25 protein-coding genes are annotated in these 26003 nt (G+C 72.9%); 12 read left to right on the forward strand and 13 right to left on the reverse strand.

What is annotated here, in order from left to right; all coding sequences use genetic code 11:
• The first annotated feature begins 41 nt into the window (after positions 1–41).
• The gene (locus tag BJ999_RS13900) at positions 42–1067 is read left to right on the forward strand and encodes an ArsR/SmtB family transcription factor (RefSeq protein WP_179833691.1); all 1026 of its coding nucleotides are present in this window, start codon (positions 42–44) and stop codon (positions 1065–1067) included.
• On the opposite strand, the gene BJ999_RS13905 is transcribed toward BJ999_RS13900, so the two are convergent.
• Positions 1007–2026: a terpene synthase family protein gene (locus tag BJ999_RS13905; RefSeq protein ID WP_179833692.1), complete on the reverse strand. Its 1020-nt coding sequence runs from the start codon at positions 2024–2026 to the stop codon at positions 1007–1009. The genes BJ999_RS13900 and BJ999_RS13905 overlap by 61 nt on opposite strands.
• Positions 2027–2198: 172 nt before the next feature.
• Between BJ999_RS13905 and BJ999_RS13910 the strand changes: the two genes are divergently transcribed.
• From BJ999_RS13910 to BJ999_RS13930, 5 genes are all read left to right on the forward strand, one after another.
• On the forward strand, positions 2199–3023 hold the full coding sequence (locus BJ999_RS13910) for a substrate-binding periplasmic protein (protein ID WP_179833693.1): 825 nt from the start codon (positions 2199–2201) through the stop codon (positions 3021–3023).
• The gene (locus BJ999_RS13915; protein ID WP_179833694.1) at positions 2981–3850 is read left to right on the forward strand and encodes an amino acid ABC transporter permease; all 870 of its coding nucleotides are present in this window, start codon (positions 2981–2983) and stop codon (positions 3848–3850) included. Before BJ999_RS13910 ends, BJ999_RS13915 begins: the two co-directional genes overlap by 43 nt.
• Positions 3847–4686, forward strand: a complete 840-nt coding sequence (locus BJ999_RS13920; RefSeq protein ID WP_179833695.1) for an amino acid ABC transporter ATP-binding protein — start codon at positions 3847–3849, stop codon at positions 4684–4686. The genes BJ999_RS13915 and BJ999_RS13920 overlap by 4 nt, the downstream gene beginning before the upstream one ends.
• 125 nt (positions 4687–4811) lie before the next feature.
• Positions 4812–6173 (forward strand): glutamine synthetase family protein, encoded by a 1362-nt coding sequence (locus tag BJ999_RS13925; protein WP_179833696.1) that lies wholly within the window; start codon positions 4812–4814, stop codon positions 6171–6173.
• Positions 6174–6201: 28 nt separating this feature from the next.
• Entirely contained in the window at positions 6202–9240 is a 3039-nt protein-coding gene (locus BJ999_RS13930; RefSeq protein WP_179833697.1) for a bifunctional [glutamine synthetase] adenylyltransferase/[glutamine synthetase]-adenylyl-L-tyrosine phosphorylase, read from the forward strand.
• On the opposite strand, the gene BJ999_RS13935 is transcribed toward BJ999_RS13930, so the two are convergent.
• Entirely contained in the window at positions 9225–10085 is an 861-nt protein-coding gene (locus tag BJ999_RS13935) for a phosphatase PAP2 family protein (protein WP_229809892.1), read from the reverse strand. The two genes, BJ999_RS13930 and BJ999_RS13935, sit on opposite strands and share 16 nt — an antisense overlap.
• A gap of 239 nt (positions 10086–10324) precedes the next feature.
• On the opposite strand from BJ999_RS13935, the gene BJ999_RS13940 reads away from it, so the two are divergent.
• On the forward strand, positions 10325–11905 hold the full coding sequence (locus BJ999_RS13940; protein ID WP_179833698.1) for an alpha/beta hydrolase: 1581 nt from the start codon (positions 10325–10327) through the stop codon (positions 11903–11905).
• A 54-nt stretch (positions 11906–11959) separates the two neighbouring features.
• On the opposite strand, the gene BJ999_RS13945 is transcribed toward BJ999_RS13940, so the two are convergent.
• Complete coding sequence (locus BJ999_RS13945; protein WP_179833699.1) at positions 11960–12352, reverse strand: OsmC family protein; 393 nt, start codon at positions 12350–12352, stop codon at positions 11960–11962.
• 62 nt (positions 12353–12414) lie between these two features.
• The gene (locus BJ999_RS13950) at positions 12415–14550 is read right to left on the reverse strand and encodes a DEAD/DEAH box helicase (RefSeq protein WP_179833700.1); all 2136 of its coding nucleotides are present in this window, start codon (positions 14548–14550) and stop codon (positions 12415–12417) included.
• A 266-nt stretch (positions 14551–14816) separates the two neighbouring features.
• Between BJ999_RS13950 and BJ999_RS13955 the strand changes: the two genes are divergently transcribed.
• The 3 genes from BJ999_RS13955 (at position 14817) to BJ999_RS13965 (ending at position 17149) form a co-directional block, all read left to right on the forward strand.
• Positions 14817–14987: a hypothetical protein gene (locus tag BJ999_RS13955; RefSeq protein ID WP_179833701.1), complete on the forward strand. Its 171-nt coding sequence runs from the start codon at positions 14817–14819 to the stop codon at positions 14985–14987.
• A gap of 185 nt (positions 14988–15172) precedes the next feature.
• The gene (locus BJ999_RS13960) at positions 15173–16408 is read left to right on the forward strand and encodes a tetratricopeptide repeat protein (protein ID WP_179833702.1); all 1236 of its coding nucleotides are present in this window, start codon (positions 15173–15175) and stop codon (positions 16406–16408) included.
• A gap of 57 nt (positions 16409–16465) precedes the next feature.
• Positions 16466–17149, forward strand: coding sequence for a hypothetical protein (locus BJ999_RS13965; RefSeq protein WP_179833703.1), 684 nt, complete (start codon positions 16466–16468; stop codon positions 17147–17149).
• A 190-nt stretch (positions 17150–17339) separates the two neighbouring features.
• Here the strand turns inward: BJ999_RS13965 and BJ999_RS13970 are convergent, their stop codons facing one another.
• From BJ999_RS13970 to glnA, 4 genes are all read right to left on the reverse strand, one after another.
• Entirely contained in the window at positions 17340–17729 is a 390-nt protein-coding gene (locus tag BJ999_RS13970) for a VOC family protein (protein ID WP_179833704.1), read from the reverse strand.
• Positions 17726–18079, reverse strand: coding sequence for an ArsR/SmtB family transcription factor (locus BJ999_RS13975; RefSeq protein WP_179833705.1), 354 nt, complete (start codon positions 18077–18079; stop codon positions 17726–17728). The genes BJ999_RS13970 and BJ999_RS13975 overlap by 4 nt, the downstream gene beginning before the upstream one ends.
• Positions 18066–18500, reverse strand: a complete 435-nt coding sequence (locus tag BJ999_RS13980) for an SRPBCC domain-containing protein (protein ID WP_179833706.1) — start codon at positions 18498–18500, stop codon at positions 18066–18068. Before BJ999_RS13980 ends, BJ999_RS13975 begins: the two co-directional genes overlap by 14 nt.
• A gap of 557 nt (positions 18501–19057) precedes the next feature.
• Positions 19058–20482: a type I glutamate--ammonia ligase gene (gene glnA, locus BJ999_RS13985; RefSeq protein ID WP_179833707.1), complete on the reverse strand. Its 1425-nt coding sequence runs from the start codon at positions 20480–20482 to the stop codon at positions 19058–19060.
• Positions 20483–20636: 154 nt separating this feature from the next.
• Between glnA and BJ999_RS13990 the strand changes: the two genes are divergently transcribed.
• The gene (locus BJ999_RS13990) at positions 20637–21113 is read left to right on the forward strand and encodes an RDD family protein (protein WP_179833708.1); all 477 of its coding nucleotides are present in this window, start codon (positions 20637–20639) and stop codon (positions 21111–21113) included.
• Positions 21114–21177: 64 nt separating this feature from the next.
• Here BJ999_RS13990 and BJ999_RS13995 read toward each other — a convergent pair whose 3' ends face one another.
• Positions 21178–21873, reverse strand: coding sequence for a DUF4191 domain-containing protein (locus BJ999_RS13995; protein WP_179833709.1), 696 nt, complete (start codon positions 21871–21873; stop codon positions 21178–21180).
• A 46-nt stretch (positions 21874–21919) separates the two neighbouring features.
• Positions 21920–22846, reverse strand: a complete 927-nt coding sequence (gene lipA / locus BJ999_RS14000; protein ID WP_179833710.1) for a lipoyl synthase — start codon at positions 22844–22846, stop codon at positions 21920–21922.
• Positions 22847–23051: 205 nt separating this feature from the next.
• Between lipA and BJ999_RS14005 the strand changes: the two genes are divergently transcribed.
• On the forward strand, positions 23052–23552 hold the full coding sequence (locus BJ999_RS14005) for a DUF1877 family protein (RefSeq protein WP_179833711.1): 501 nt from the start codon (positions 23052–23054) through the stop codon (positions 23550–23552).
• Here BJ999_RS14005 and lipB read toward each other — a convergent pair.
• The 3 genes from lipB to BJ999_RS14020 all read right to left on the reverse strand — a co-directional run bounded on the left by lipB (position 23534) and on the right by BJ999_RS14020 (position 25995).
• Positions 23534–24247 carry a lipoyl(octanoyl) transferase LipB gene (lipB, locus tag BJ999_RS14010; protein WP_229809893.1) on the reverse strand — a complete coding sequence of 238 codons (714 nt, stop codon included), beginning with the start codon at positions 24245–24247 and terminating at the stop codon, positions 23534–23536. The two genes, BJ999_RS14005 and lipB, sit on opposite strands and share 19 nt — an antisense overlap.
• 37 nt (positions 24248–24284) lie before the next feature.
• Positions 24285–25022 (reverse strand): Type 1 glutamine amidotransferase-like domain-containing protein, encoded by a 738-nt coding sequence (locus tag BJ999_RS14015; protein WP_179833712.1) that lies wholly within the window; start codon positions 25020–25022, stop codon positions 24285–24287.
• Between the two features lie 85 nt (positions 25023–25107).
• Positions 25108–25995, reverse strand: a complete 888-nt coding sequence (locus BJ999_RS14020) for a TIGR01777 family oxidoreductase (protein ID WP_179833713.1) — start codon at positions 25993–25995, stop codon at positions 25108–25110.
• Positions 25996–26003: the final 8 nt, after the last annotated feature.

Genomic DNA, 26003 nt, shown 5'->3' on the forward strand with positions numbered 1-26003 from the left:
GGGCGCCGCGCGCTCCGAGACATTCATTTAGCCTGGGCTAAATGATCGAGTTCGTGCTGGCGCCGGACGACGTGGCGCGGGTCCGGTTCGCGTTCTCGCCGCTGTGGGAGATGGTGCGCAGCCTGCGGGTGCTCGCCGACCCGTCCGGCCACGCGCTCCACCTGCCGTGGGTGCGCACGGTCCGGCCCCGCCTGCGCGGTCTCGGCTTCGAGCCGCTGCTGGACGTCGTCCTGCCCGCCGGGTACATCCCGGACTTCCTCACCCCGCCGCCGCGCACGCCGCTGCCCGACCTCGGCGCGGAGCTCGCGACCGTCCGCGCCACCCCGCCCGAGGTCGTCGCCGCCGAGCTCAGCTGGACCGCGCCCGGAGCCCGGCCCCGATCCGCCCGCCGCGCCCTGGCCGCCGACCCCGAAGGCACCCTGGAAAGGCTCGCCGACCTGCTCGAACGGTACTGGGAGGTGGCCGTGGAGCCGTTCTGGCCGCGCATCCGCGACCTCCTGGAGGGGGAGGTCCTGCGCCGCAGCGGCGCGCTCGCCGCCGAGGGCGCCGAGGGCGTGTTCGGCGACCTGCACGAGGCGGTCTCCTGGCGCGCCGGGACGCTTTCCGTCGACCGCCACTGGGACTTCCGCGGCGAGCTCGCCGGGCGCGGGATCCTGCTCGTCCCGAGCGCGTACGTGTGGCCGAACGTGTCGGTGATGGTGCCGCCCTACCAGCCGATGCTCAGCTACCCGCCGCGCGGCGTGGCGACGCTCTGGGAGACCGGGCCGCCGGACGAGCCGCGCGCCGGGGCCCTGGCCGCGCTGATGGGACGCCGCCGCGCCGAGCTGCTCACGGCGCTCTCCACGCCGGCGTCCACCACCGACCTGGCCAGGCGGGCGGGCGTGACCGCGGGGGCCGTCAGCCAGCATCTGGGCGTCCTGCGCGCCTGCGGCCTCGTCACCGGGCACCGCATGGGCCGCCGCGTGCTGTACGTCCGCACGCCGGCCGGGGACGCCCTGGCCGGCGCTCAGCGCAGCGACGCGAGCGCGTCCAGGCGCGACGGCCCGGGGGAGGCCCCCGGGCCGTAGCGGCCGGACTCGGCGAGCCAGTCCATGTGCGCGCGCGGCGTGTCCAGCAGGACCTTGACGACCTGCGCGGCGGCGGCGCGCTGCGCGACCGTCAGGTCCAGCCGGTCGAGCATCTCCGGCAGCCGGCGCGCCGCCGCCCACGCCTCCTCCAGCCGGTCGGCGATCCGGTCGGCGACCCTGTGGGCCGCCCGCGCCTCGTCCAGCCCGTGCGCCCTGGCGAGGACGGCGGGCAGGTCGTGCACGTCGCCGCGCGCGGCCTCCAGGTCGTGCGAGGCGAGATCGTTCGCCCAGGCCACCACGTCGGCGATGCCGTCGGCGAGGGTCTTCCAGCGTGGCGTGCGCAGCAGCCGCGCCGGCAGCTCGACTCCGAGGACGGCCTCGACGAGGTCGAACAGGAAGGGCCCGCACGCGCGGCGGCGCAGCGCCGGGTACTCCTGCTCGGTCGGGACGTGGCTGATCCGCCGGTTGACGGCCTCCTCGGCGCAGCCGTCGCGGTGCGCCTCCAGGTGCAGCATGAACCGGCGGCGCCAGTCGCGGCTCATGTCCTTGGACGTGGCCTGCCACAGCTCCACCAGCGCCGCCTCCAGCGGCCGGGCGCCGGGCCGGGCGTGGCCGCGCCGCATCGCGCGCAGCAGGTCGTCGTACAGGGCGTGCACGGCGCTGCCGCTGTCGGCGAGCGGCGGGTGGTCCAGCGTGTCGTCCAGCGCGAGCGTCCAGGTCAGCCAGCGGGCGAACAGGTCCACGGCGGCCAGGTCGGCGGACGGCAGGACGCGGGCGGCCAGCCGTTCGCAGCGCGCCCGGCCGAGCGGGGAGGTGTCCGGATCTCCGAGCACCAGCCCGCGGCCGCGTGCCCAGGCCTCCACCTGCGCGCACAGCTGCCACGACTCCGGGTGCATGGCCGACGGTGTGGCCAGCGCGGTCACCCGGTCGGTCATCGAGAGAAGAAGTGAGATGTCCACGACGTGATCCACGCTAACGATCACCGTGCCGGGCGACCATGATCGCCACGTCAATTTCCGGGAAACGGATATCCGGGGACGGTCATGGGCGAGTCAGCCGCCCGCCCCTGCCCACGGCGGGAGGGACGTGCGATAGTGCGGTGATCGGAAGCCAGCACGATCAGGAGGAAACGTGTCGAGACGGACGACACTCCGGGCCTTCGGCGCGGGGCTCGCGGCCCTGGCGCTGACAGCGTCGGCGTGCGGCGGGGACAAGGGCGCGACGGTGCAGGGCGTGAAGCTCATCGAGAAGGGCGCGCTCACCTCGTGCACGCACCTGCCCTACCCGCCCTTCCAGTCGGAGGACAAGAAGTCGGGCAAGGTCGTGGGCTTCGACGTCGAGCTCATCGACCTCGTCGCCAAGCGGCTCGGCGTCACCCAGAAGATCGTCGACACCCCGTTCGAGACGATGAAGACGGGCTCGGCGCTGAACGCCGGCAAGTGCGACATCCAGATGGGCGGCATGACGATCAAGCCCGACCGGGTGAAGTTCATGGACGTCTCCACCCCCTACTTCGACGCCACGCAGTCGCTGATGGCCAAGAAGGGCAGCGGGATCACCACGCTCGACGACGTCAAGGCCAAGAAGCTCAAGCTCGGCTCGCAGGCGAGCACGACCGGCGAGGACTTCGTCAAGGGCAAGGGCTTCGACCCGCGCTCGTTCGACAACTCCAACGCCGAGCTGGACGGCCTGCGCACCGGCCAGGTGGACGTGATCGTGCAGGACGATCCGGTCGTGAAGGGCTGGCTGAAGGACCCGGCGAACGCCGGCTTCGAGATCGCCGCGAACCTGAACACCGGTGAGCAGTACGGGTTCTGGATGCGCAAGGGGCACAACCCCGAACTGGTGAAGATGACCGACCAGGTGATCGCGCAGGCGAAGTCGGACGGCTCCTACAAGCGGATCTACGAGAAGTGGATCGGTCCAATGCCGCCCAGCGCCGGCGGCGGCTCGTGACCGCGGAACCGGCCGGGGTGGCGGCGCCGGGCGGGCTGACCCGCCGGCGCCGCCGGCAGCTCTCCCTCGGCGGCCAGTACGGGATCTTCGCCGTCGTCGTGGTGCTGGTGCTGGGGCTCGCCGACTGGGGCACCCTGCGGCTCAACTTCGCCAACTGGGACGTCGCCAAGAGCCTGTTCCCCGACATCATCACGGTCGGGCTGCGCAACACCGCCGTCTACACCGCGGTCGGGTTCGGGATCGGCCTCGGCGGCGGGCTGGTCGTCGCGCTGATGCGTTTGTCGTCGGTGCCCCCGTACCGGTGGTTCGCCACCGGCTACATCGAGATCTTCCGCGGCCTGCCGCTCCTGCTGATCTTCATTTTCGTGGGCGTCGGCGTGCCGCTGGCCTTCCCGGGCACCAACATCCCCGGCGGCGCCGCCGGGCAGGCGGGCCTGGCCCTCGGCCTCGCCGCCACCGCCTACATGGCCGAGACGATCCGGGCCGGGATCGAGGCCGTCCCGAAGGGGCAGCTGGAGGCGGCGCGGTCGCTCGGCATGTCGCACACCCGCGCGATGCGCTCGATCGTCATCCCGCAGGCGTTCCGGATCATCATCCCGCCGCTGACCAACGAGCTGGTGCTGCTCTGCAAGGACTCCTCGCTGGTGCTGTTCCTCGGCATCACGCTCGAACAGCGGGAGCTCACGAAGTTCGGCCGCGACCTCGCGGGCGAGCAGGGCAACACCACCCCGATCATCGTGGCGGGGATCTGCTATCTGCTCATCACGATCCCGCTGAGCCTGCTGGCCCGGCGGCTGGAGGCGCGGCAGCGCAGGGGGCGGCGATGACGAGCCTCGTCAAGGACACCGGGGACCCGGCGGCGGGACCGGCGGCCATCGAGATCAGCGGCCTGTACAAGTCGTTCGGGGCGAACGAGGTGCTGCGCGGGATCGACTTCCACGTCGGGGCGGGTGAGGTCGTCTGCGTGATCGGCCCGTCCGGGTCGGGCAAGTCGACGCTGCTGCGCTGCGTCAACCTGCTGGAGGAGCCCTCCGCCGGGACGGTCCGCGTCGCCGGCGCGGACGTCACCGGTCCCGAGGTCGACATCGACGCCGTCCGCCGCCGGATCGGCATGGTCTTCCAGGCGTTCAACCTCTTCCCGCACCTGACCGCGCTCGGCAACGTCATGATCGCCCAGCGGAAGGTGCTGAAGCGGGGGAGGGCGGAGGCCGAGCGGATCGCCCGGGAGAACCTGGAGCGGGTCGGGCTGGCCGACAAGGTCGACGCCTACCCGGCGCAGCTGTCGGGCGGCCAGCAGCAGCGCGTGGCCATCGCCCGCGCGCTCGCGATGGGCCCGGAGGTGATGCTGTTCGACGAGCCGACGTCCGCGCTGGACCCCGAGCTGGTCGGGGACGTCCTCGGCGTCATGCGCGGCCTCGCCGAGGCCGGGATGACGATGCTCGTCGTCACCCACGAGATGAGCTTCGCCCGGGAGGTGGCCGACCGGGTGGTGTTCATGGACGGCGGCGTGGTCGTGGAGGAGGGCCCGCCCGCCCAGGTGATCGGCGAGCCCGCGCACGAGAGGACCAGGACCTTCCTTTCGCGCGTCCTCGACCCGGCGGCGGCGCGGATCGAGGACGGTCCGCGGTCGGATATGTTCCGATCACCGGCCCCGGACGCGTAACGTCGCGGTAACAGCGTCCGGGCATACTGCAGATACAGCCGGACCGGCTCCACACGGCCGGCATGCCGGACCCGCGTCGTCGACAACGCAGTCTCGCCGACAGGGCAGTACCGAGGGAGAGGGCATTGGACCGTCAGCAGGAGTTCGTGCTCCGCACGCTGGAGGAGCGCGACATCCGCTTCATCCGGCTGTGGTTCACCGACGTGCTCGGGTTCCTGAAGTCGGTGGCCGTCGCCCCCGCCGAACTGGAGGGCGCCTTCGGCGAGGGCATCGGCTTCGACGGCTCGGCGATCGAGGGCTTCGCCCGGGTCTACGAGGCCGACATGATCGCCAAACCGGATCCGTCCACCTTCCAGGTGCTGCCCTGGCGGTCGGAGTCCCCGGGCGTCGGCCGCATGTTCTGCGACATCCTCATGCCGGACGGGACGCCGAGCTTCGCCGACCCCCGCTACGTCCTCAAACGCTCCCTGGCGCGGGCCGCCGACCTCGGGTTCACCTTCTACACCCACCCCGAGATCGAGTTCTTCCTCCTCAACGACAAGCCGGAGGACGGCCGCGAGCCCGAGCCGGCGGACGCGGGCGGCTACTTCGACCACACCCCGCACAGCGCCGCGCACGACTTCCGGCGCAACGCCATCACGATGCTGGAGGCGATGGGGATCTCGGTGGAGTACAGCCACCACGAGGGCGCCCCCGGCCAGCAGGAGATCGACCTGCGGTACGCCGACGCGCTCACCACCGCGGACAACATCATGACGTTCCGGCTGGTCATGAAGGAGGTCGCGCTGGAGCAGGGCGTGCACGCCTCCTTCATGCCGAAGCCGTACACCGAGCACCCGGGCTCGGGCATGCACACGCACATGTCGCTGTTCGAGGGCGACCGCAACGCCTTCTACGAGCCGGGCGCGGAGTTCAAGCTGTCCAAGGCGGGGCGGGCGTTCATCGCCGGGCTGCTGCGGCACTCCGCCGAGATCACCGCCGTGTGCAACCAGTGGGTCAACTCCTACAAGCGGCTGTGGGGCAACGTCGGCTCCGCGGCGGGCCTGGGGGGAGAGGCCCCGTCCTACATCTGCTGGGGGCACAACAACCGGTCCGCGCTGGTTCGCGTCCCCATGTACAAGCCGCACAAGGGCCACTCGACCCGCATCGAGTTCCGGTCGCTGGACACCGCCGCCAATCCCTATCTGGCGTTCGCCGCGATCCTCGGCGCCGGGCTCAAGGGCATCGAGGAGGGCTACGAGCTGCCGCCGGGCGCCGAGGACGACGTCTGGGCCCTCACGGTGGCCGAGCGGCGCGCCCTCGGCATCGAGCCGCTGCCGCAGAATCTGGACGAGGCCATCCGCGCGATGGAGCGCAGCGAGCTGATGGCCGACGTCCTCGGCGAGCACGTCTTCGACTTCTTCCTGCGCAACAAGCGCCAGGAGTGGGAGGACTACCGCCGCCAGGTGACCGAATTCGAACGGAAGCGGCTGCTGGCCGTCCTCTGATGGCCCGCGCCGGATTACGGTTGGTCCTGTGACCGAGTCCTGGACTTCCGACCGCCGTCCCTCGCTCGCCGGACGCCTGGCGCGGCTCGGGTTCACCCACGCGGCGCGGGCGGAGCGGCTGCTCGCGGAGGCCGAGCGGGACGGCGCCGGACCGGGCGACGGCCTGCTCGACGCCCTCGGCGGCACCGCCGACCCCGACCTCGCCCTGGACGGTCTGCTGCGCCTGCTCCCCGCCGCGGGCGGCGGGCTGCGCGCGGCGCTGGCCGCCGAGCCGGGGACGCGGGAGCGGCTGACCGCGGTCCTCGGGGTGAGCGCGGCGCTCGGCGACCACCTGGCGCGGCACCCGGACCACTGGCGGGTGCTGCGCGACGGCGTCGCGGGCCCGCTCGGGAGTCCCCGCGCCGACCTGCTGTCCGCCGTGGGCGCCGACCCGGCGGCGCCGGAACCGGTGGCGCGCGGCGAGGACGCGCTCGTCGCGCTCCGCGTCGCCTACCGCCGCCGCCTCCTGGCGCTGGCGGGACGCGACCTGATCGGCGCGGCGGACGTCGCCGAGGTCGCCGCCGAACTGGCCGACCTCGCCGCCGCCGCGCTGGAGGCCGGCCTCGCGATCGCCCGCGCCGAGGTCCCCGGGCACGAGGCGTGCCGGCTCGCCGTGATCGGCATGGGCAAGTGCGGGGGCCGCGAGCTCAACTACGTCAGCGACGTCGATGTGATCTTCGTGGCGGAAGCGCGGGAGGGACGGGACGAGGACGCCGCGCTGCGCACCGCGACCCGGCTGGCGTCGGCGATGATGCGGGCCTGCTCGGCCACGACCGAGGAGGGCGCGCTCTGGGAGGTGGACGCGGCGCTGCGCCCCGAGGGCAGGTCCGGGCCGCTCGTGCGGACGCTCGCCAGCCACCGCGCCTACTACGAGCGGTGGGCCAAGACGTGGGAGTTCCAGGCGCTGCTGAAGGCCCGTCCCGTCGCGGGCGACGCCGACCTCGGCGCCCGCTACCTCGAAACGATCACCCCGATCGTGTGGAAGGCGGCCGAGGGGGAGAGCTTTGTCGAGGACGTCCAGGACATGCGGCGCCGCGTCGAGGCGGACCTGAACCAGCGCACCGCCGACTCCGAGCGGCAGCTCAAGCTCGGGCCGGGCGGGCTGCGCGACGTCGAGTTCGCGGTGCAGCTGCTCCAGCTCGTGCACGGCCGCGCCGACGAGACGCTCCGCAGCCCGACCACGCTGGACGCCCTGGCCGACCTGTCCCGGGGCGGATACGTCGCGCGCGACGACGCGGCGGCGCTGGCGTCGGCGTACCGGTTCCTGCGGCGCGTGGAGCACCTCGTCCAGCTGCACCGGCTGCGCCGCACCCACCTCGTCCCGGACGACGAGGCCGGCCTGCGCCGCCTCGGCCGCGCCCTCGGCCTGCGCACCGACCCGGTGGGGGAGTTCACCGCGCTGTGGCGGCGGCACGCCCGGGAGGTCCGCCGCATCCACGAGAAGCTGTTCTACCGGCCGCTGCTGCGGGCCGTCGCACGGCTGCCCGGGGAGGAGGCCCGGCTCACCCCCGAGGCGGCCCGGGTCCGGCTGGAGGCGCTCGGGTACGCCGATCCGGCGGGCGCGCTGCGGCACATCGAGGCGCTGACCGCGGGCGTGTCGCGGCGGGCCGCGATCCAGCGGACGCTGCTGCCGGTCATGCTCGGCTGGTTCGCCGACGCGCCCGACCCCGACGCGGGCCTGCTCGGGTTCCGGCAGGTCAGCGACGCCCTCGGCACCACGCCCTGGTACCTGCGGCTGCTGCGCGACGAGGTGACCGTCGCCGAGCGGATGGCCTGGGTGCTCGGCTCCAGCCGCTACGCCACCGACCTGCTGCTGCGCGCCCCCGAGGCGGTCGCCCTGCTGGGCAGCGACACGGGCCTGGCGCCGCGCCCGTACGAGGCGCTGCGCGCGGAGGCGCTCGCCGCCGTCCGCCGCCACAAGGAGGGGACCGGCGGGAAGCCCGGGGAGGAGGGGCGGGCGGGCGCCCGCCCCGCCGAGGAGGCGGCCGGGGTGGTGCGGGCGCTGCGGCGCCGCGAGCTGTTCCGGGTGGCCGTCGCCGACCTGCTCGGCCTCGTGGACGTCCGGGAGGTGGGGGAGGCCCTCACCGGCATCTCCACCGTCACCGTCGAGGCCGCGCTCCAGCTCGCCGTCAACAAGATCGAGATGGAGTCGCGCGGGCCGCTGCCGACCCGGATGGCGGTCGTCGCTATGGGCCGGTTCGGCGGGCACGAGCTCGGCTACGGCAGCGACGCCGACGTGATGTTCGTCCACGACCCGCTGCCCGGCGCGGACGAGGGCGCCGCCGGGCGGGCCGCGTACGCCGTCGCCGAGGAGCTGCGCCGCCTCCTCGCCCTGCCCGCCCCCGACCCGCCGCTGGTGATCGACCCGAACCTGCGCCCGGAGGGGCGGCAGGGGCCGCTCGTGCGCACGATCGCGTCCTACGCCGCCTACTACGCGCGCTGGTCGGAGCCCTGGGAGGCGCAGGCGCTGCTGCGCGCCGACCCGATGATCGGCGACCCGGGGCTGTGCGAGCGGTTCCGCGCGCTGATCGACCCCGTCCGCTGGCCGGAGGACGGCATCGACGAGGACGCCGTCCGGCAGATCCGGCGGCTGAAGGCGCGGATGGAGTCCGAGCGGCTCCCGCGCGGCGTCGAGCGGCGCCTGCACACCAAGCTCGGGCCGGGCGGGCTCGCGGACGTGGAGTGGGTCGCGCAGCTGCTCCAGCTGCGGTACGCCCACGAGGTCCCGGCGCTGCGCACCACCCGCACGCTGGACGCGCTGGACGCCGCGGTCGAGGCCCGCCTCCTGGACGCCGAGGACGCCGAGACCCTGGCCGAGGCGTGGTGCATGGCCACCCGGGTCCGGGGCTCGCTCATGCTGGTGCGGGGCCGCGCGTCCGACCTGCTGCCGACCGACCACCACCGCGAGCGCAGCTCCGTCGCCCGCGTCCTCGGCTACCCCGGGACGGGCGACCTTCTGGAGGACTACCGCCGGCACGCCCGCCGTGCCCGCCTCGTCGTGGACCGCGTCTTCTACGGAGCCGAGTGAGCCCCGGAGCCGCCCGTGCGCCGTCCGGTCCGCTGGTGGAACCGGTGCATGACGCGGGCCCTGGCGATGAGGAGCGGTGCGGGGCAGCGCGTGTAGAGGATCCACGAGGCCCACAGCGCGCCGCCGATGACCGCCATGCCCGCCACCGCGTCCAGCACGTAGTGGTTGGCGGTGGACAGGATCACGATCACGGTGGTCGCGGGGTAGAGCACGCCGAGGAGCTTGGCCCACCTCTGCGACGCCAGCCTGACCAGCACCAGCCCGCACCACAGCGACCATCCGGCGTGCATGGACGGCATGGCCGCGTACTGGTTGGTCAGGCTCCCGGACGCATCGCTGGCGTACAGGCCGAGCGAGTGCAGCGCGGTCACCGGGTCGACGAAGCCCTCGCTGTGCAGGAACCTCGGCGGCGCCAGCGGGTACAGCCAGAAGCCGATCAGCGCCACACCGGTGGCGATCATGATGGAGGTGCGGAGCCACCGGTAGTGCTGCGGCCGGTAGCGGTACAGCCAGACCACGGTGGCGAGCGTCACGATGAAGTGCATCGTGGCGTAGAAGACGTTCGCGGTCCGCGCCAGCCACGGCACGGTCAGCAGCGTCTGGTTGAGGTGCAGCTCGACGTCCAGCCCCAGAAAGCGCTCGGCGCGCAGGATCTCGTCGGCGTGCGCGAACGCCGGCCCGGTGCCGTCCTGAACCAGGACGATCCGCGTCAGCGTATAGCCGCTGTAGAACAGGACGACCAGCAGGAGCTCGCGCCAGACGGGGGGCGCGGTGATGACCCGGCGCCGCATTCCGGTGGCGCCGGCCTCGCTTCTGCGGGCCGCTGGGGGGGCGGATTGAGCCATGCTACCTATCTTTGCCGCCGGGGCCCCGAATGAGATCACCGCGACGAATGGTCTTCATCTCAGACCTGAGTAGTACGACCCTGACGCGGTATCCGGACTTTCGGGGGAGGACCTCAGGGACGCCGGGGGATCCCGGCGCCGCCCGCCCCTCCCACGGAGCCCGTTGAGCCGATCAGGAGTCGGCGTCGAGGGCCATGGGTAGGTCCCGATCGCTTCAGGCGATGCGATCGGAGGGACGAATGGCCAGGTATCGGGGGATATCAGGCGCGGTGCCGGCGGGTGCCGCGACCCTGGCCGCCTTAACGCTCGTCTCCCTCTCCGGGGGGACGGGCCACGCGCGCACGTCGCCCCGCGCGGCGACGGGCACCGCACCCGCGGCGACCGACACCTCGCCCGTGGCGGCTCCCCGGCTGTCGTGGGGGCGCTGCACCGGCCTGCCGGCCCCGCCGCCCGGGAGCAAACCGCCCCGCGGGCTGCGCTGCGCGGCGCTCCCGGTGCCGCTCGACCACGCCCGGCCCTCCGGCGAGAAGATCGAACTCGCCCTGATCAAGGTGCCGGCGACCGACCCGCGCCGGCGCATCGGCTCGCTGGTGTTCAACTTCGGCGGCCCCGGCGGAGAGGGCGTCGACACGCTCGCGCAGGCCGCGGGCCAGTACGCCGGCCTGCGCGCCCGCTACGACCTGATCGGCCTCGACCCCCGCGGCGTCGGCCGGAGCAGCCCGGTGGCCTGCGTGGACGACCGCCGCATGGACGCGATCGCCGCCATGGACGACAGCCCCGACACCGCCGCCGAGGAGCAGGCGTACACGGCCGGCCGCGCCGACTACGTCCGCCAGTGCGAGGCCCGGTCGGGGCGGCTGCTGCCGCACGTCGGCACCGCCGACGCCGCCCGCGACCTCGACACGGTCCGCGCCGCCGTCGGCGACGAGCGGCTGCACTACTTCGGCATCTCCTACGGCACCTGGCTCGGCGCCAGCTACGCGCACCAGTTCCCCGCCAGGGTGGGGCGGGCCGTCCTGGACGGGGCCGTCGACACCAGACTCGGCCGCGTGGACCTGGCCCTCCAGCAGGCGGCCGCGTTTCAGCGCGCCCTCGGCGGCTTCGGCGCCGCCTGCGCGCGGCTCGGGAAGAAGGGATGCCCTCTCGGCACCGACGGCCCGTCCGTCGTGGCGTCCATCGGGCGCTTCCTGGCCGGGCTCGACCAGAGCCCGCTCCGCACCTCGTCCGGTCGCCGGCTCACCCAGAGCCTCGGCACCGCCGGCGTCGCCGCCGCGCTCTACTCCCGGGACGCCTGGCCGTACCTCGCGCAGGGCCTGGTCGACGCGGTGAAGCGCCGCGACGGGTCGCTGCTGCTGATGCTCGCCGACGTCCAGAACGGTCGGCGGCAGGACGGCACCTACAGCAATCTCTCTGCCGCCAACACCGCCATCACCTGCGCCGACGGCGCCGACCGACCCGGCGCGACCGACGTGCGGCGGCTGCTGCCGCGGTTCCGCGAGGCCTCGCCGATCTTCGGGACGTCGCTGGCGTGGGGCCTGCTGCAGTGCACGGGCTGGCCGGTACGGGGCGACGCCGCCGCGCGCGAGGTGTCCGCCCCGTCCGCCGCGCCGATCCTCGTCGTCGGCAACACCGGCGACCCCGCCACCCCGTACGCGTGGGCGTCCGCGCTGACGGACGCGCTCGGCGGGCGGGCCACCCTCCTCACGCTCAAGGGCGAGGGGCACGGCTCCTACGACACCGGCGACCCCTGCGTCCGCGAGGCCGTGCACGCCTACCTCCTGCGCGGCACGGTGCCCGCCCGGGGGGCGACCTGCGGCTAGCGAGCGGTCTCCGGCACCCGGCCGACACCGGGTGCCGCCGCGCCCGCGCCCCCGTCACACGATCTGCTCGACCTTCATCGGCTCCCGCAGAGCGCTGCCGACTGTGCAGTACTTCTCGTGGACGCGCCCGGCGACGGCCTTCAGGACGTCCTCGGCCTCGGCGTCCCCCTCGGGCAGTTCGACGTCATAGGTGACCGTGATCGTGCCGAGCGCGCTCGTCGCGACCTTGTCGGCCTGGACGGTCGCGGCGAGCCGCGCCATCCGGTGCCCCCGCTTGGCGGTCAGCGGCTCGACGGTGACCAGCTCGCAGCCGCCGAGCGCCGCCAGCAGCAGCTCGACCGGCGTGAAGGCGCCCTCGGTGTCCCCGTCCCCGATCGCGACCGCCGCGCCCCGGCCGTTGACGGCCCGGAAGCCGTCCTCGGTGCGCTCCACCCTGACCTCCGCCATGACATCCCCTTCGATCGGCTGGTCTCCGCCCGCGTGAACGCCGACGCCTCCCGCAATCTTCCCTACGTCCCGAGCCTCTCCTGCTCCTGCGCCACGATCTGCCGGGCGAGGTCGCGCTCGGAGATGTCGACCGCGTCGGGAGTCTGCTCCGCCAGGTCGCTGCGCCGCGCGTACTCGTCGAAGAGCATGGTCTTGACGTGCAGGATCTCCAGCATCCGCTCGTCCACGCTGCGGGGCGTCAGCAGCCGGTGCGCCTGGACGGTCCGCACCTGCCCCATCCGGTGCGCCCGCGCGATCGCCTGCGTCTCCATGGTCGGCTTCACCTGCGGCTCGCAGAGGATCACCACCGACGCCGCCTGCAGGTTCAGCCCGACCCCGCCGGCCTGGATCTGCGCGAGCAGCACGGCATGCCCCGGCTCGGCGGTGAACGCGTCCACGATCTCCTGCCGCCGCGCCGGCGGCGTCTCGCCCGAGATCGGCCCGCGGGCCCGCGGCCCGAGGGCCTCCCCGACGGCGGCCAGCACGTCCCGGAAGTAGGAGAACACCACGACCTTCAGGTCGTTCTCGGCGGCCTCGACCACCAGCTCCTTGAGCCGGTCGAGCTTGGCCGACCTCTTCGGAACGGCGTAGGCCGCCCGGCGCATCGCCATGAAGTTCCCCGCCGCCACGGCCTTGCGGTAGGCGGCCGCGTCCGCCCGGCTGAACTCCTCCAGCTCGTCCACGTGCACGACCTCGGGCAGCTCGACGAGCACGTCCCGCTGGTTGCGCCGCAGGTACACCGGCGCGACGGCCGACCGGAACGCCCGCGCCCCCATCGCCGCGTCGTGCGGACGGACCCGTTCGGCCACATCGGGCCGCAGGTGGGCCACGAGGCTCCGGAACTCCTCGACCCGGTTCTCCATCGGCGTCCCGGTGAGGAACAGCACGTTCTCGGTCCTGCGGCACCACTGCGCGACGGCGCGGGCGCGGCGCGTCTCGTGGTTCTTGGCGTAGTGGGCCTCGTCCACCACGAACATGCCGATCTCCACGTCCTCCGGGACGTTCAGGGAGTGCAGCGTGGCGAGCGTCGTCACGGCGATGCCGCCGTCGCCGGCCCACTTGCGCAGCGCCGCCGCGCGCCCGGACCCGTGCAGCGGGTGCGCGGCGATCGCGCTGCGGGTCTCGATCTCCCGGACCCAGTTGATCAGCACGCTCGCCGGGCAGGCCACCAGGAAGTGCGTCGCCCCCCGCGCCCGCAGATGCGCCATCGCCGCGATCGCCTGGACCGTCTTCCCGAGCCCCATCTCGTCGCCCAGGATCACCCGCTTCTGGACGAGCGCGAACCGGGCCCCGAACGCCTGGTACCCGCGCAGCGACACCCGCCGGAACCCGTCGTCGAGCGGCTGGGCCTTGACCCGTGCCGCGAGGTCGCCCGGCAGGAACCCCTCGGCGGCCTCGCGCTCCGGGTCCGCCGCCGCGAGCTCGGCCAGGAGGGTCTGGTAGTCGGCCGCCCGCAGCTCGAAGTCGATCCACGCCTCGTCCGCCGACACGTGCGGGCGCAGCAGGTCCACCGACGCCTGGGAGATCAGCAGCCGGGTGCCGCGCGCCTCCTCGGCGGCGAGGGCCTCCGCCAGCTCGCCGACCGCCTCCCGTGCCCGCTCGCGCCGCGCCGGCGGCGTGAGGAGCCTGCGCCACCACGACCCGGCCGGCCGCGCGTCCTGCACCAGCGGCCCGATGCGCTCGTCCACCTCGTCGGCGACCGCGCGCGCCCGCGGCAGTTCCGGCCCCGCGTTCACCAGCCGGTGCAGCGCGACGACGGCGGGCGTCATCGCCTCGTCCCGCCGGTCGACGTCGATCCGCACCGTCGTCGAGCCCTCCGCCGCCTCCGCCAGGCTCCCGGCCGCCGCGTGGAGCTGCTGCGCCGTCTGGGGCCCGATCCCGGGAAGCAGCTGGAGCTTGTACGGGGTCGAGTCCAGCACGTCCACGACGCTGGTGAACCCGGCCTCCTCCAGCGGCCCGAGCCGGAGCCGCCCGTCGGTGACGTCCTTCAGCCGGGCCAGGGGGATCGTCTTCAGCTGCTCCCGCGCCGCCTCGGCCCGCAGCGGAGCCACCGCCGCGTGCACGTCGGCCAGCGCCCGCCGATGGTCGGCGACCAGGTCCCGCGCGGCCTCCAGCAGCGAGTACCCGCCCCTCAGGACGTCCTTGGCCTCATACGCCATCCCGACCCCTAACCCGCGCGCTCGGCCCACATGATGCCAGCCGCGCACCGGTGCGCCGACCGCCTCGGCCCGGCGGCCGTCCGACAGGAGCCGATCTCTCACGAGCCCCCACCGTAGGCCGCCCCACCGACAGGTTCCGCGGCAGTGGTCCGGAGCGAGCAGGAACCCGGTTGCGGGGTGCCGACTTCGCCGGACGGTCTCCGGCGACCCGGCTCAGCCGGGCCGTCAGTGCAGTTTCGGTTTCACGTCACAAAGGAGAAATCCCCATGAGTGATACGACTCCCGCGAAGGAACCCGCGCAGGAGCCCGCTCCGGACCGGTCGACCGCGGCCGGCGAGCAGCGCTACCAGCAGCAGAAGATCGCGGAGCTCGACCAGGCCGTCGCGGACGGCACGGTGGTTCCGGAGGAGCCGCCGCACCCCCTCTCCTGGGGCTGATCGGCTGATCGGCTGATCGCCTGAGCCACGAGAGGCGGCCCCTGCGGCCGCCTCTCGTTTTCTCTCGGGCCGCCCGCGTCGACCGATCCGCCTCAGCAAAGGATGCGGCCTGCGGGCGCTCATGACACGCGAAGGTCCCGCGCCTAGCCTGGGAGTGTCGAGTTCTCAGGAAGGTGCAGGGCCCTATGAGCGACCGCAGCGTCGATCCCGCCGACCCGGCCCTTTCCGTCGGGCAGCGCATCCGGTACTACCGCCGCCAACGGGGCACGTCCCGGGACGTCCTGGGCGGGCTCATCGGCAGGAACGGGCGCTGGGTCAAGGCCGTCGAGCGCGGCGAGATCTTGCAGCCGAAACTCCCCACCCTGCTGAGCATCGCCGAGGCGCTCAGGCTCCGCGACGTCGCCAGGCTCACGGGTGGCGAGCCCATCCCGATGAGCATGTTCCGCGGCCCCGGGCATCCCGCCTTGCCCGCCGTCCGGGACGCGATCAACGCCGTGTCCGTGTCGATGACGGAACCGCCCCCGCCGCTAACGCACCTGCAAGCCCGGCTCGACGCCGCGTGGCGGGCCCGGCACGCGGCCCCGGATCATCGGACCGTCCTCGGGACCCTGCTCCCGGACCTGATTCGGGACGCCAGACGCGCCGTCCGCGTGTACGAGGGCGCCGACCGGCGGCATGCTCTCGCGATCCTCGCCGGGGTCTACAACCTCGCGCAGTTCTTCGTCGCCTACCAGCCGTCGGCCGATCTCCTCTGGAGAATCGTCGAGCGGTCCATCATGGCGGCCGAGGAGTCCGAGGACCCGCACGCCTTCGGCAGTGCTGTCTGGCTCGCCGCGCAGGCGCACCGGGACGCCGGAGATTTCGACGCGGCCGAGGCGGTCAACCGTGAGGGCCTCGACGTGATCCGCCCGCGCCTGGACGGCGCCGACGATGACCTGCGCGCCATCTGGGGTGCGCTGCACCATGAGGTCGCTTACACCGCGGCGCGCGCCGGTCAGTCCGGTACGGCATGGCGGTGGTGGGACCGCGCCGACCGCATAGCCCGGTCTCTCCCGCCGGGACACTACGACCCGATGACGTCGTTCTCGCGGGTCATCATGGGCGCCCACGCCGTCACGATCGCCGTCGAGCTCCGGCAGGCCGGCGAGGCGCGCAGGCAGGCACGGCAGGCCGAGCACGCGGCCATCCCGTCGCAACCGCGGCTGGGCCGGCACCTGATCGAGGTGGCGCGCGCGTGGCGGCTCGCGGATGGCCCGGCCGCCGCGCTCGGCGCCCTGAGCAAGGCGTACACGGCAGCGCCGGAGACGATCCGCTACAACGGCTACGCGCGCCGCATGACGCTGGAGTTGGCCAAGGAGGGATCGACGGAGACTCGCCAAGGTGCGCGGGATCTCGCCGACCGGATCGGCCTGCTCGTCTGAGGCAGGGGACAGGAATCCTGTCCGTCCGGGTCGTCGCACCCGGCGAGCCTGTGACGCATGACTCACTCTGGATCACTGATAGCTGAGGATTTCGAGGGGCGGCTCTCCGCGTTAGGGGCAGAGTTCCCCGGCTGGGACATCGGGCCGAGCGACATGCCGTCCCTCCCGTACCGTGCGGTCCGGGCGGGCGGCGGCGAGAAGGCGATCGTCCTGGTCTCAGGCTCGTACGACGGGCTGTGGGGGCTGCTGTCCAGGCAGGACGAGGCCGACTGCGAGCGAGCCCTCCTCGCGCTGGGCAAGGCGCTTGAGGAACGCGGCGCCAAGGTCGTTCGGCACGGCGTCAGCCTCGTCACAAGGACGCGGACGGGGATCGCGCGGTCGGTCGGCGCAGGCAGGGGCCGGTTCGTCTGGGACTCCGGGAACGGCCTCGGCTCCCTCGCCGCCGTGGACGAGGTCGCCCTGAAGATCACGCGACTCCTCGGCCTGGAGCTCCACCCGCAGCTCGGAGCGCTCGCCCGCCGCATGGGCGCGCGCGGCTACAGGGTCGACATCGGCGCCCCCGAGATCACCGTGACGACCACGGGCGGCGGCACGCCCCGCGCCGTGCGGATCACGTGTGAGCCCCGGCCGAAGGACGACGACCGCGACTGGTTCTGGACGCACTGGGGCGGCCCGCTCGCCCAGGCCGGCGACATCACCGGCGCGGAGGTCGCGATCGTCGGCCTGCCGGCCCGCTCATGAGCCGGGAGCGGCGGTGCTTGCGCGTCACCGGTGTCGACTGCATGCGGGGTGTGGACTCGTGCAGCCGCGGCCGCCGAGCCCGCTGCTCCTCGCCGTCCCGCGGCTGACCGCCGCGCTCGTCCGCGCCGACCGGTCCGGGACCTGCGCGTCTGGCCCGCCACCGGTGGGCACGGCCGCGGCGCGGAACCGGTCAGGAGGGACTTTGGTCCTCGTCGGCGAGGCGGACGATGTGCGGGATGCCGACCGGGTTGCTGATCCAGTGGGCGTCCATGCCGGCGGGGAACGGCTCCAGCTCGTCCTGGACGGCGACACCGTGCGCGGCCAGGTGCCTGGCCGCGCCGTCGACGTCGTCGGTGAACAGTTCCAGCCACAGGTCGGCCCGCGCGTAGTTGTCGACGCGGTCGAACCACAGCGTCACCGGGCCGAGTTGCACCGAGGCGCACTGGTCCACGACGCCCGGGCTGCTCTCGTCGGTGACCTCCATGCCCAGGACGTCGCGGTAGAAGGCGACGGTGCGCTCGAACTGTGCCTTGGGCAGCTTCATGGCGATGTTGTGGCCGCCGCGGAATGTCGGACTCATTCTTCGTTCTCCCTGTCGCGTTCGAGATGGTCGCGGAGTGCGCTCAGGTGGCCGTCCCAGTCGCGCGCCAGCGCGGCGAGGAACGACTGGGCCACGGCCACCGGTCCGGTCTGCAGCCGATAGCGGATCCGGCGCCGCTCCCCGGCCTCCGCTTGGACCAGTCCGGCATCGGACAGCAGGCCGAGGTGCTTGGCGATCGCCTGGCGCGAGATGGGGAGCCGGGCGGCGAGGTCGGTCGCGGTCGCCGGGCCGCGCGCGGCGAGCTCGGCGAGGATGGCGCGCCGGGTCGGGTCGGCCAGCGCGGTGAAGACCGCCTGCGCGACGGGTTCGGCCTGGTCAGGGTGCGGCATCGAGGTACCCGGCCAGCTCGGCCAGCTCCGTCCGCCACCCGTTGACGTTGCTCTCGTAGGCGCCGGCCAGTTGGTCCGGCAGCTGGGCGAAGCCGCTCTCCACGACCGTCACCCGGGTGCCCGTGCCGGTCGGCTCCAACGTGAACTCCACGTAGGTGCGCCGCGGATCGCCCGCCGGGAGCCCTTCGATCGCCCACGTGTAGGCGAACCGGCGGGGCGGCTCGACGACCTGGATCCAGAGGGTGAATTCGCCCTGGTCGTCCCACCGCACCCGGACCTCCCCACCGGGCCGCAGGTCGTCGACCTCCGCATGGGAGCCGAACCAGCCGCCGAGCCCTTCGGCGGTGGTCAGCGCCGCCCACACCTGCGCGGGCGGGTGGGCGAGTTCGAGCGTCCGCTCGATGCGATCCGGGACGGGCACGGCACCCCCTATAGCAACTGATCGGTTGCTATCCAAGCTATCACAACCGACAGGTTGCGATAGCTTCCCGCCGAACGACCGAGGGGACCGCTGATCGTTCTTGGCGGCGTCGCCGTCGTCAGCCGCGGGAATTGGGGGCGTGAAAGGCCCTGCCCCGCACCGCCGCACCGGTCACCGTCGTGGCGACGGACGGCGGGGCAACGCCGCGGGCCGTGTGCCTCACTTGCGAGGCGCGGCCGACCGACGACGGCCGCCCAGGGCCCGCCGTGGCGAGCCGACCTGGGCGGCCGTGGAGACGGTTCTCGTCGCTCGCGCGGAACGGGGACGGAACCGGGCCGAGGCGCGCTGACGGATCACCACGTCAGCGCGCCTCCGCGGCCTGGATCGTGTTTCGAAGTGGCCTCGGCCCCGCGCGCGAACGCGTGACCTGCCCGGTGGAGCGAAGCCGGAGGCGAGCGGAGCCGGGCAGATCGCGAAGCGATGCAGCGTTCGCCCAGGCCTGGTCACGCAGCGAGCCGCCGGGCGAGCGAAGTGGGCCGGGACTGCGAAAACACAGCCTAGATGTCGTAGTAGAGCTCGAACTCGTGGGGGTGGGGGCGCAGGCGGATGGGGTCGATCTCGAACTCGTTCTTCATCGTGACGTAGGTCTCGATGAGGTCCGGAGTGAAGACGCCGCCTTCCAGCAGGTAGTCGTGGTCGGTCTCCAGGGCGGCGAGGACCTCGGGGAGGCTGCCGGGGACCTGCGGGATGGCGCGGGCCTCCTCGGGCGGCAGCTCGTAGAGGTCCTTGTCGACCGGCTCCGCGGGCTCGATCTTGTTCTTGATGCCGTCCAGGCCGGCCATCAGCATGGCGGAGAAGGCCAGGTAGGGGTTGCAGGCCGGGTCCGGTACGCGGAACTCGATGCGCTTGGCCTTCGGGTTCGAGCCGGTGATGGGGACGCGGATGCAGGCCGAGCGGTTGCGCTGGGAGTAGACCAGGTTGACCGGGGCCTCGTAGCCGGGGACGAGGCGGTGGTAGCTGTTCACCGTGGGGTTGCTGAAGGCCAGCAGGGAGGCGGCGTGCTTGAGCAGGCCGCCGATGTAGTAGCGGGCGTTGTCGGACAGGCCCGCGTAGCCGACCTCGTCGTAGAAGAGGGGCGAGCCGTCCTTCCAGAGGGACTGGTGGCAGTGCATGCCCGACCCGTTGTCACCGAAGATGGGCTTCGGCATGAACGTGACGGTCTTGCCCGCGGCGCGCGCGACGTTCTTCACGATGTACTTGTAGAGCATCAGGTTGTCGGCCGTCTTCAGCAGCGTGTCGAAGCGGAAGTCGATCTCGGCCTGGCCGGCGGTGCCGACCTCGTGGTGCTGCATCTCGACGTGGATGCCCGAATCGATGAGCTGGGCCACCATCTCCGAGCGCAGGTCGGTGTAGTGGTCCATCGGCGGGACGGGGAAGTAGCCGCCCTTGTAGGGGGGCTTGGCGCCGAGGTTGCCGCCGGGCTCCTCGCGGCCGGTGTTCCAGGCGCCCTCGACGGAGTCGAGGTAGTAGTAGCCGGCGTTCTGCTTGGTCTCGAAGCGGACGTCGTCGAAGATGTAGAACTCGGCTTCGGGGCCGAAGTAGCAGGTGTCGGCGATGCCGGTGCCGCGCAGGTACTCCTGGGCCTTGCGCGCGATGTTGCGCGGGTCGCGGCTGTAGGGCTCGCCCGTCAGCGGGTCGTGCACGAAGAAGTTCAGGATCAGCGTCTTGTGCTGCCGGAACGGGTCCACGACGGCGGTACTCGGGTCCGGCAGCAGGAGCATGTCGGACTCGTGGATCTCCTGGAAACCGCGGACCGACGACCCGTCGAACATCAGCCCGTCGGTGAAGACGCTCTCGCCGAAGCTCTCGACGGGGAACGTGAAGTGCTGCATCTTGCCAGGCAGGTCCACGAACCGGCAGTCGACGAATCTCACACCTTCGTTCCTGATGTAGCTCAGGACCTCTTCGGCGCTGCTGAACATCCAGCCTCCTCAGGGCGGTTCTCGGCTTCCACGACGTTATGTCCGCGCCGTTTCCCGACCATGTCTCGTGTGTTTCCGCTGTGTTACGGGTCACATCGGGCCTCCCCTCCGGAGCCGCGTCCGAACCTCCGGAAGGACGGGATAGCGTAGGGACATGAGCGGTGGTAAGGCGGCCGGGCCGCGGTGGACGCAGACGTGGCTCGGCGGGGCGCGCTCGGCCGGGGCGGACCTCGGCGAGCCCGGGAAGCGGATCGGCCTGCCCGCGAGCGGCAGCGGCTCCGTCGCGCCCTACGGCCGCAGGCTCCTCGCCCTGTTCGTCGACTGGGGCCTGTCGATGCTGGTGGCGAGCCTGCTCGCACGCTCGTTCGGGTGGGAGCCCGCCGAACGCAGCACGTGGACGCTGCTCATCTTCGGCCTCCAGGCGTGGGTGCTCACCGCGTTCCTCGGCACGACGATCGGCAAGCGGTTGTGCGGAATCCGGGTCGTCCGGCTGGACGGCCGGCCCGTCGGCCTCGGCTGGGGTCTCGCCAGGACGCTGCTTCTGCTCCTGGTCATTCCCGCGCTGATCTGGGATCGCGACTACCGGGGCATGCACGACCGGGCCGGCAACACCGTCGTCGTCACCCAATAGCCGGAGCGGAAAGCCGGCCGAAAAACGAGAAAGCGCCCCCGAGGGGGCGCTTTTCCATAGGACGTCAGCGCAGTTTGGGCTTCGGGCCCTTCGGCATCTTGGCGCCTCTGGGCATCGGGCCCTTCGGCATCTGCATCGACCGGGGGAGCGCCTGGAGCCGGTCGTTCAGCTCGGCGACCTGCCCCTTGGTGAGGTTGCGGGGGAGCTTCATCAGGTGGCGCTGAAGCTTGTCGACCGGGACCTGGCCCTCGTCGTCGCCGACCTGCACGTCATAGATCGGCACCTGCTGGGCGGCGCGGGAGATGCGCTTCTTCTCCGCACCGAGCAGCGGGCCGACGCGGCTGCGCGGGCCCTCCGAGACGAGCACCACGCCGGGGCGCCCCACCGCGCGGTGCACCATGTCGAGGTTGCGGTTGCCGCTGACCGCCTCGGTCACCGACCAGTTGCCCCGCATGTTCTTCAGGATCGCGGCGGCGGCGCCGGGCTGCCCGGCGATCACCTTGTACTGCGCGCGCTGCGCCAGCTGCCCGAAGACGATCATGCCGACGGCGAACGCGGCGAGGATGCCCAGCGGGATGAAGAACCACAGCTGGCCGATGAGCAGCCCGATGAGGATGACGACGACCAGCGCCCCGATCGCGGAGGCGAACACGATCGGCAGGGCCTTCGGGTCGGCCTGGCGGAGCACCTGGGCGACCATGCGGATCTGCTTGAGGCGCCCTGGACTCTCCTGGGCCCCGTCCGTGGGCTTTTTCGACATGGGTCCAAGGATAGTCCGGTCGGGCCGCCGTCCCGACAGCCGGTCGTCAGCCGCGCGCGGAGACGGCCTGCTTGTAGAGGCGGCCGGCGCGGTAGCTGGAGCGCACCAGCGGCCCGGACATCACGCCCGCGAAGCCGATCTCCTCGGCCTCGGCCGACAGCTCCACGAACTCCTCGGGCCTGACCCACCGCTCCACCGGGTGGTGGCGGGGGCTCGGCCGCAGGTACTGGGTGATCGTGATGAGCTCGCAGCCCGCCTCGTGCAGGTCGCGCAGCGCCTGCGAGACCTCCTCGCGGGTCTCGCCCATGCCGAGGATCAGGTTCGACTTGGTGACCAGGCCGTCCTCGCGCGCCCGGGTGATGACCTCCAGGGAGCGCTCGTAGCGGAACCCGGGCCGGATCCGCTTGAAGATCCGCGGCACGGTCTCCACGTTGTGCGCGAGCACCTCCGGCCGGGACGAGAACACCTCGGCGAGCTGCTCCGGGACGGCGTTGAAGTCGGGGATCAGCAGTTCGACGCCGCAGCCGGGGACCGCCGCGTGGATCTGCCGGACGGTCTCGGCGTACAGCCAGGCGCCGCCGTCCTCCAGGTCGTCGCGGGCGACGCCGGTGATGGTCGCGTACTTCAGCCCCATCGTGGCGACGGACTCGGCGACGCGGCGCGGCTCGTCCCGGTCAAGCGCGGCGGGCCTGCCGGTGTCGATCTGGCAGAAGTCGCAACGCCGGGTGCACTGGTCGCCGCCGATGAGGAACGTGGCCTCGCGGTCCTCCCAGCATTCGAAGATGTTGGGACAGCCGGCCTCCTGGCACACCGTGTGCAGGCCCTCGGACTTCACCAGGCCGGTGAGCTCGCGGTACTGCGGGCCCATCCGCATCCGGGTCTTGATCCACTCGGGCTTGCGCTCGATCGGGGTCTGGCTGTTGCGCGCCTCGACGCGCAGGAGCTTGCGTCCCTCAGGTGTCACCGTCGTCACGCGTCCCAGCGTACGTCCCGATCAGCGGTACCGGCACACCGGCGGCCCGCCGGCGGGAGCAGCATCGAAGCCGTATCGGACCGATCTCGAACGTATGACGGTACTCCGCCGGTGCAGCCGATTCGCGTGTTTCGGCCATCTTCATCAAGGGATCTCTCTAGGGTGACTCCCTGTCGTCACGCAACAGCTCAGCAGGAGGACCACCGTGGGTCTGGCAATGTCGTACCTCAGGGTGCCGCCCGTGCTGGAGGGAGAGCCCGACCCCGGCCGGATCGCGCGCCACGTCTTCGGCGACGCGAACTGGCGGCGGCGCGGCGCGGCCGCGCTGTTCGAGCTCGGTTGGGCGTGGCAGGCGATGCACTACCTCGTCACCGGCGACCCGTGGGAGGGCCGCCAGCCCGAGGCCGACGTCGTGTGCGGCGGCAGGCTGCTCACCGAGGACGGCGCCGACGAGCTCGGCATGGACGTCATCTACCTCGCCCCCGAGCGGGTCAAGCCCGCCGCCGACCACCTGGCCGCGACGCCGTTCGCCGGGATCGCGGGGCGCTACGACCCGGCCGCGATGGTGCGGGCCGGCGTCCAGGACGCCGGGCGGCTGGACGACGCCGCGCGCGAGCGGGTCTTCCAGCCCGCCTACGCCGGACTGGCCGAGTTCTTCCGGCTCGCCGCCACCGACGGCCAGGCCGTCTACAAGGTGATGGCCTGACCGACGATCCCGAGCTGCGCCGTGGTGCGGTGGAACGTCTCCGCCGCGCCCAGCGCCGCCGCAAGACGCCGTTCGACCAGCGGGACGATCTCGGCGACCGTCACCTCCCGGCCCAGCTCGCGGCTCAGGTTGGTCGACCCGACGTCGCGGATCCCGCAGGCGACGATCTTGTCGAACCAGCCCATGTCGTTGTCGCAGTTGAGCATGAAGCCGTGCATCGCGACGCCGCGCGCCACCCGGATCCCGATCGAGCCGATCTTGCGGTCCGGGGTCCCGCGGACCCACAGCCCGCTGCGGCCCTCCACGGTCGCCGTCTCCAGCCCGAGCTCGGCGCAGACGTCCATCATCATCCGCTCCAGCAGCCGGACGTAGCCGACGACGTCCGGCGGGTCGGGCAGCCGGACGATCGGGTAACCGGTGAGCTGCCCGGGGCCGTGCCAGGTGATCTTCCCGCCGCGGTCGACGTCCACGACCGGGGCGCCGGGGTCGCCGAACGGGCGGTCGAGCGCCTCCGTCCGCTTGCCCGCCGTGTAGACGGGCCGGTGCTCCAGCAGGAGGACGGTGTCGGGGATCGCGTCGTCCGCCCGCAGCGCGTGGGTGCGCTTCTGCAGCTCCCACCCGTCCTCGTAGGGGACGGCCGCCTCGCCGAACCCCGCGTGCACCACCACCAGCTCGCGTACGTCCACATCGCTCACACGGGCCAGCTTATGTCGTGATCGCCCAGACCGCTCCTCAGAAGGCGGCGAGCAGCCGGGGCTCCAGCCGGTACTCCTTGGCCGTCCCCGGCCCGTCCGGCTCGATCCTGTAGGCGCCGGCGTCCCGCCGGTAGGAGACGGCCTGCACGAACTCGGTGCCGACGTAGTGCAGGCCCACCGCCTCGTCGGCCGCGTACCCGCCCGGCAGGGTCCCCTCGCCGACGAGCTGCTGGAGCAGCGGGCGCCGCTGCGGGTCGCTGTCGTAGTGGACGCCGCACGAGTACGGCAGGAAGCCGAGGCCGTCGGTCAGCGGCCGCAGCTGCGGCCCGAACGAGTCGGTGTTGCCGCCGGAGTGCCAGCACAGCGCGCCCGCGCTCTGCCCGGACAGCACGACGCCCTCCTGCCACGCCTCACGCATGATCTCGTCGAGGCCGTGCAGCCGCCACAGCGCCAGCAGGTTCGCGACGCTGCCACCAGACACGTACAGCAGGTCCTGGCCGAGCAGGTGCGCCCGGACGTCCGCGACGTTCGGCATCGGGAACAGCGCGAGATGGCTGACCTCGGCGTCCATCGAGGAGAACGCCGCGTAGGAGCGCGCGATGTAGTCGGCGCCGTCGCCGACGGCGGTCGTCAGGAAGCACACCCGGGGGCGGTCCTGGCCGGTCAGGTCGAACGCGTAGCGCAGCAGCGGGCTCGCGGCGAGCCCCTCCCGGCCGTCCGGTACGAACGTGCCCCCGCCGATCGCGAGGATGTGCGGCTGTCCGTCGGTGCTCATGCATCCCCCTCGTAGGCCGTCCCGTCTGAATGTCACCGTATGACTACCGAAGGGGATCGGCCGGGACTTTGACGATTCTTGGGGCTCAGAGGACGGCGGCGACCGCCGACCCGACGTCCTCGTGCGCGAACCGGAACCCGGCGTCCAGCAGCCGGCGCGGCAGGACCCGCTGGCTGACCAGCGGCCCCTCGTCGGCGAAGCCGCCGAGCGCGGCGCGCAGCGCGAACTTCGGGACCGACAGCCGCGCCGGACGGTGCAGGGCGCGGCCGACCGCCTTGGTGTAGGCGTCGTTGGTCACCGGGTTCGGGGCGGTCAGGTTGACCGGTCCGGCGATCTCGGTGTCGATGAGGAACCGCAGGGCCGCGACCTCGTCGGGGAGGGAGATCCAGCTCGTCCACTGCCGGCCGTCGCCGAGGTCGCCGCCGACGCCGAACCTGAACAGCGGGAGGGTGCGCCCGAGGACGCCCCCCTCGCGGGCCAGCACGACGCCCGTCCGCGGGTGCACGACGCGGACCCCGGCCTCGCGCGCGGGGGCGGCCGCGGCCTCCCAGTCGCGGACGAGGCCGGCGAGGAAGCCCTCACCGGCGGGAGAGTCCTCGTCGACCTCCCGGTCGCCGGTGTCGCCGTAGTAGCCGATCGCCGACCCGCAGACCAGCACGCGGGGCCGGGGCGAGGCCGCCGCGATCGCCTCGGCGAGCGTGCGGGTGCCGACCAGGCGGCTGTCGCGGATCTTCTGCTTGTACGCCTTCGTCCACGGCCGGTCGCCGACCCCGGCGCCCGCCAGGTGCACGACGGCGTCGGCGCGCTCCAGCGACTCCTTGTCGACGCAGCCGTCGGCGGGCGACCAGCGCGCCTCGTCGGGGCGGGACGGCTCCCTGCGCACCAGCCGGACGACGTCGTGGCCGTCCCCCCGAAGCGACTGCACCAGCGCCGAGCCGATGAGGCCCGACGAGCCCGTGACGGTGACCCTCATACCCCCAG

This window comes from Actinomadura citrea, from assembly GCF_013409045.1.
GTDB classification, from domain to species: Bacteria; Actinomycetota; Actinomycetes; order Streptosporangiales; family Streptosporangiaceae; genus Spirillospora; species Spirillospora citrea.

Bases quoted from the DNA above. Each gene is read 5' to 3' on its own strand.
- BJ999_RS13900 (WP_179833691.1), top strand. From the start codon at position 42: ATGATCGAGTTCGTGCTGGCGCCGGACGACGTGGCGCGGGTCCGGTTC.
- BJ999_RS13920 (WP_179833695.1), top strand. From the start codon at position 3,847: ATGACGAGCCTCGTCAAGGACACCGGGGACCCGGCGGCGGGACCGGCG.
- BJ999_RS13935 (WP_229809892.1), bottom strand. From the start codon at position 10,085: ATGGCTCAATCCGCCCCCCCAGCGGCCCGCAGAAGCGAGGCCGGCGCC.
- BJ999_RS13940 (WP_179833698.1), top strand. From the start codon at position 10,325: ATGGCCAGGTATCGGGGGATATCAGGCGCGGTGCCGGCGGGTGCCGCG.
- BJ999_RS13945 (WP_179833699.1), bottom strand. From the start codon at position 12,352: ATGGCGGAGGTCAGGGTGGAGCGCACCGAGGACGGCTTCCGGGCCGTC.
- BJ999_RS13950 (WP_179833700.1), bottom strand. From the start codon at position 14,550: ATGGCGTATGAGGCCAAGGACGTCCTGAGGGGCGGGTACTCGCTGCTG.
- BJ999_RS13955 (WP_179833701.1), top strand. From the start codon at position 14,817: ATGAGTGATACGACTCCCGCGAAGGAACCCGCGCAGGAGCCCGCTCCG.
- BJ999_RS13960 (WP_179833702.1), top strand. From the start codon at position 15,173: ATGAGCGACCGCAGCGTCGATCCCGCCGACCCGGCCCTTTCCGTCGGG.
- BJ999_RS13965 (WP_179833703.1), top strand. From the start codon at position 16,466: ATGACTCACTCTGGATCACTGATAGCTGAGGATTTCGAGGGGCGGCTC.
- BJ999_RS13970 (WP_179833704.1), bottom strand. From the start codon at position 17,729: ATGAGTCCGACATTCCGCGGCGGCCACAACATCGCCATGAAGCTGCCC.
- BJ999_RS13975 (WP_179833705.1), bottom strand. From the start codon at position 18,079: ATGCCGCACCCTGACCAGGCCGAACCCGTCGCGCAGGCGGTCTTCACC.
- glnA (WP_179833707.1), bottom strand. From the start codon at position 20,482: ATGTTCAGCAGCGCCGAAGAGGTCCTGAGCTACATCAGGAACGAAGGT.
- BJ999_RS13990 (WP_179833708.1), top strand. From the start codon at position 20,637: ATGAGCGGTGGTAAGGCGGCCGGGCCGCGGTGGACGCAGACGTGGCTC.
- BJ999_RS13995 (WP_179833709.1), bottom strand. From the start codon at position 21,873: ATGTCGAAAAAGCCCACGGACGGGGCCCAGGAGAGTCCAGGGCGCCTC.
- BJ999_RS14015 (WP_179833712.1), bottom strand. From the start codon at position 25,022: ATGAGCACCGACGGACAGCCGCACATCCTCGCGATCGGCGGGGGCACG.
- BJ999_RS14020 (WP_179833713.1), bottom strand. From the start codon at position 25,995: ATGAGGGTCACCGTCACGGGCTCGTCGGGCCTCATCGGCTCGGCGCTG.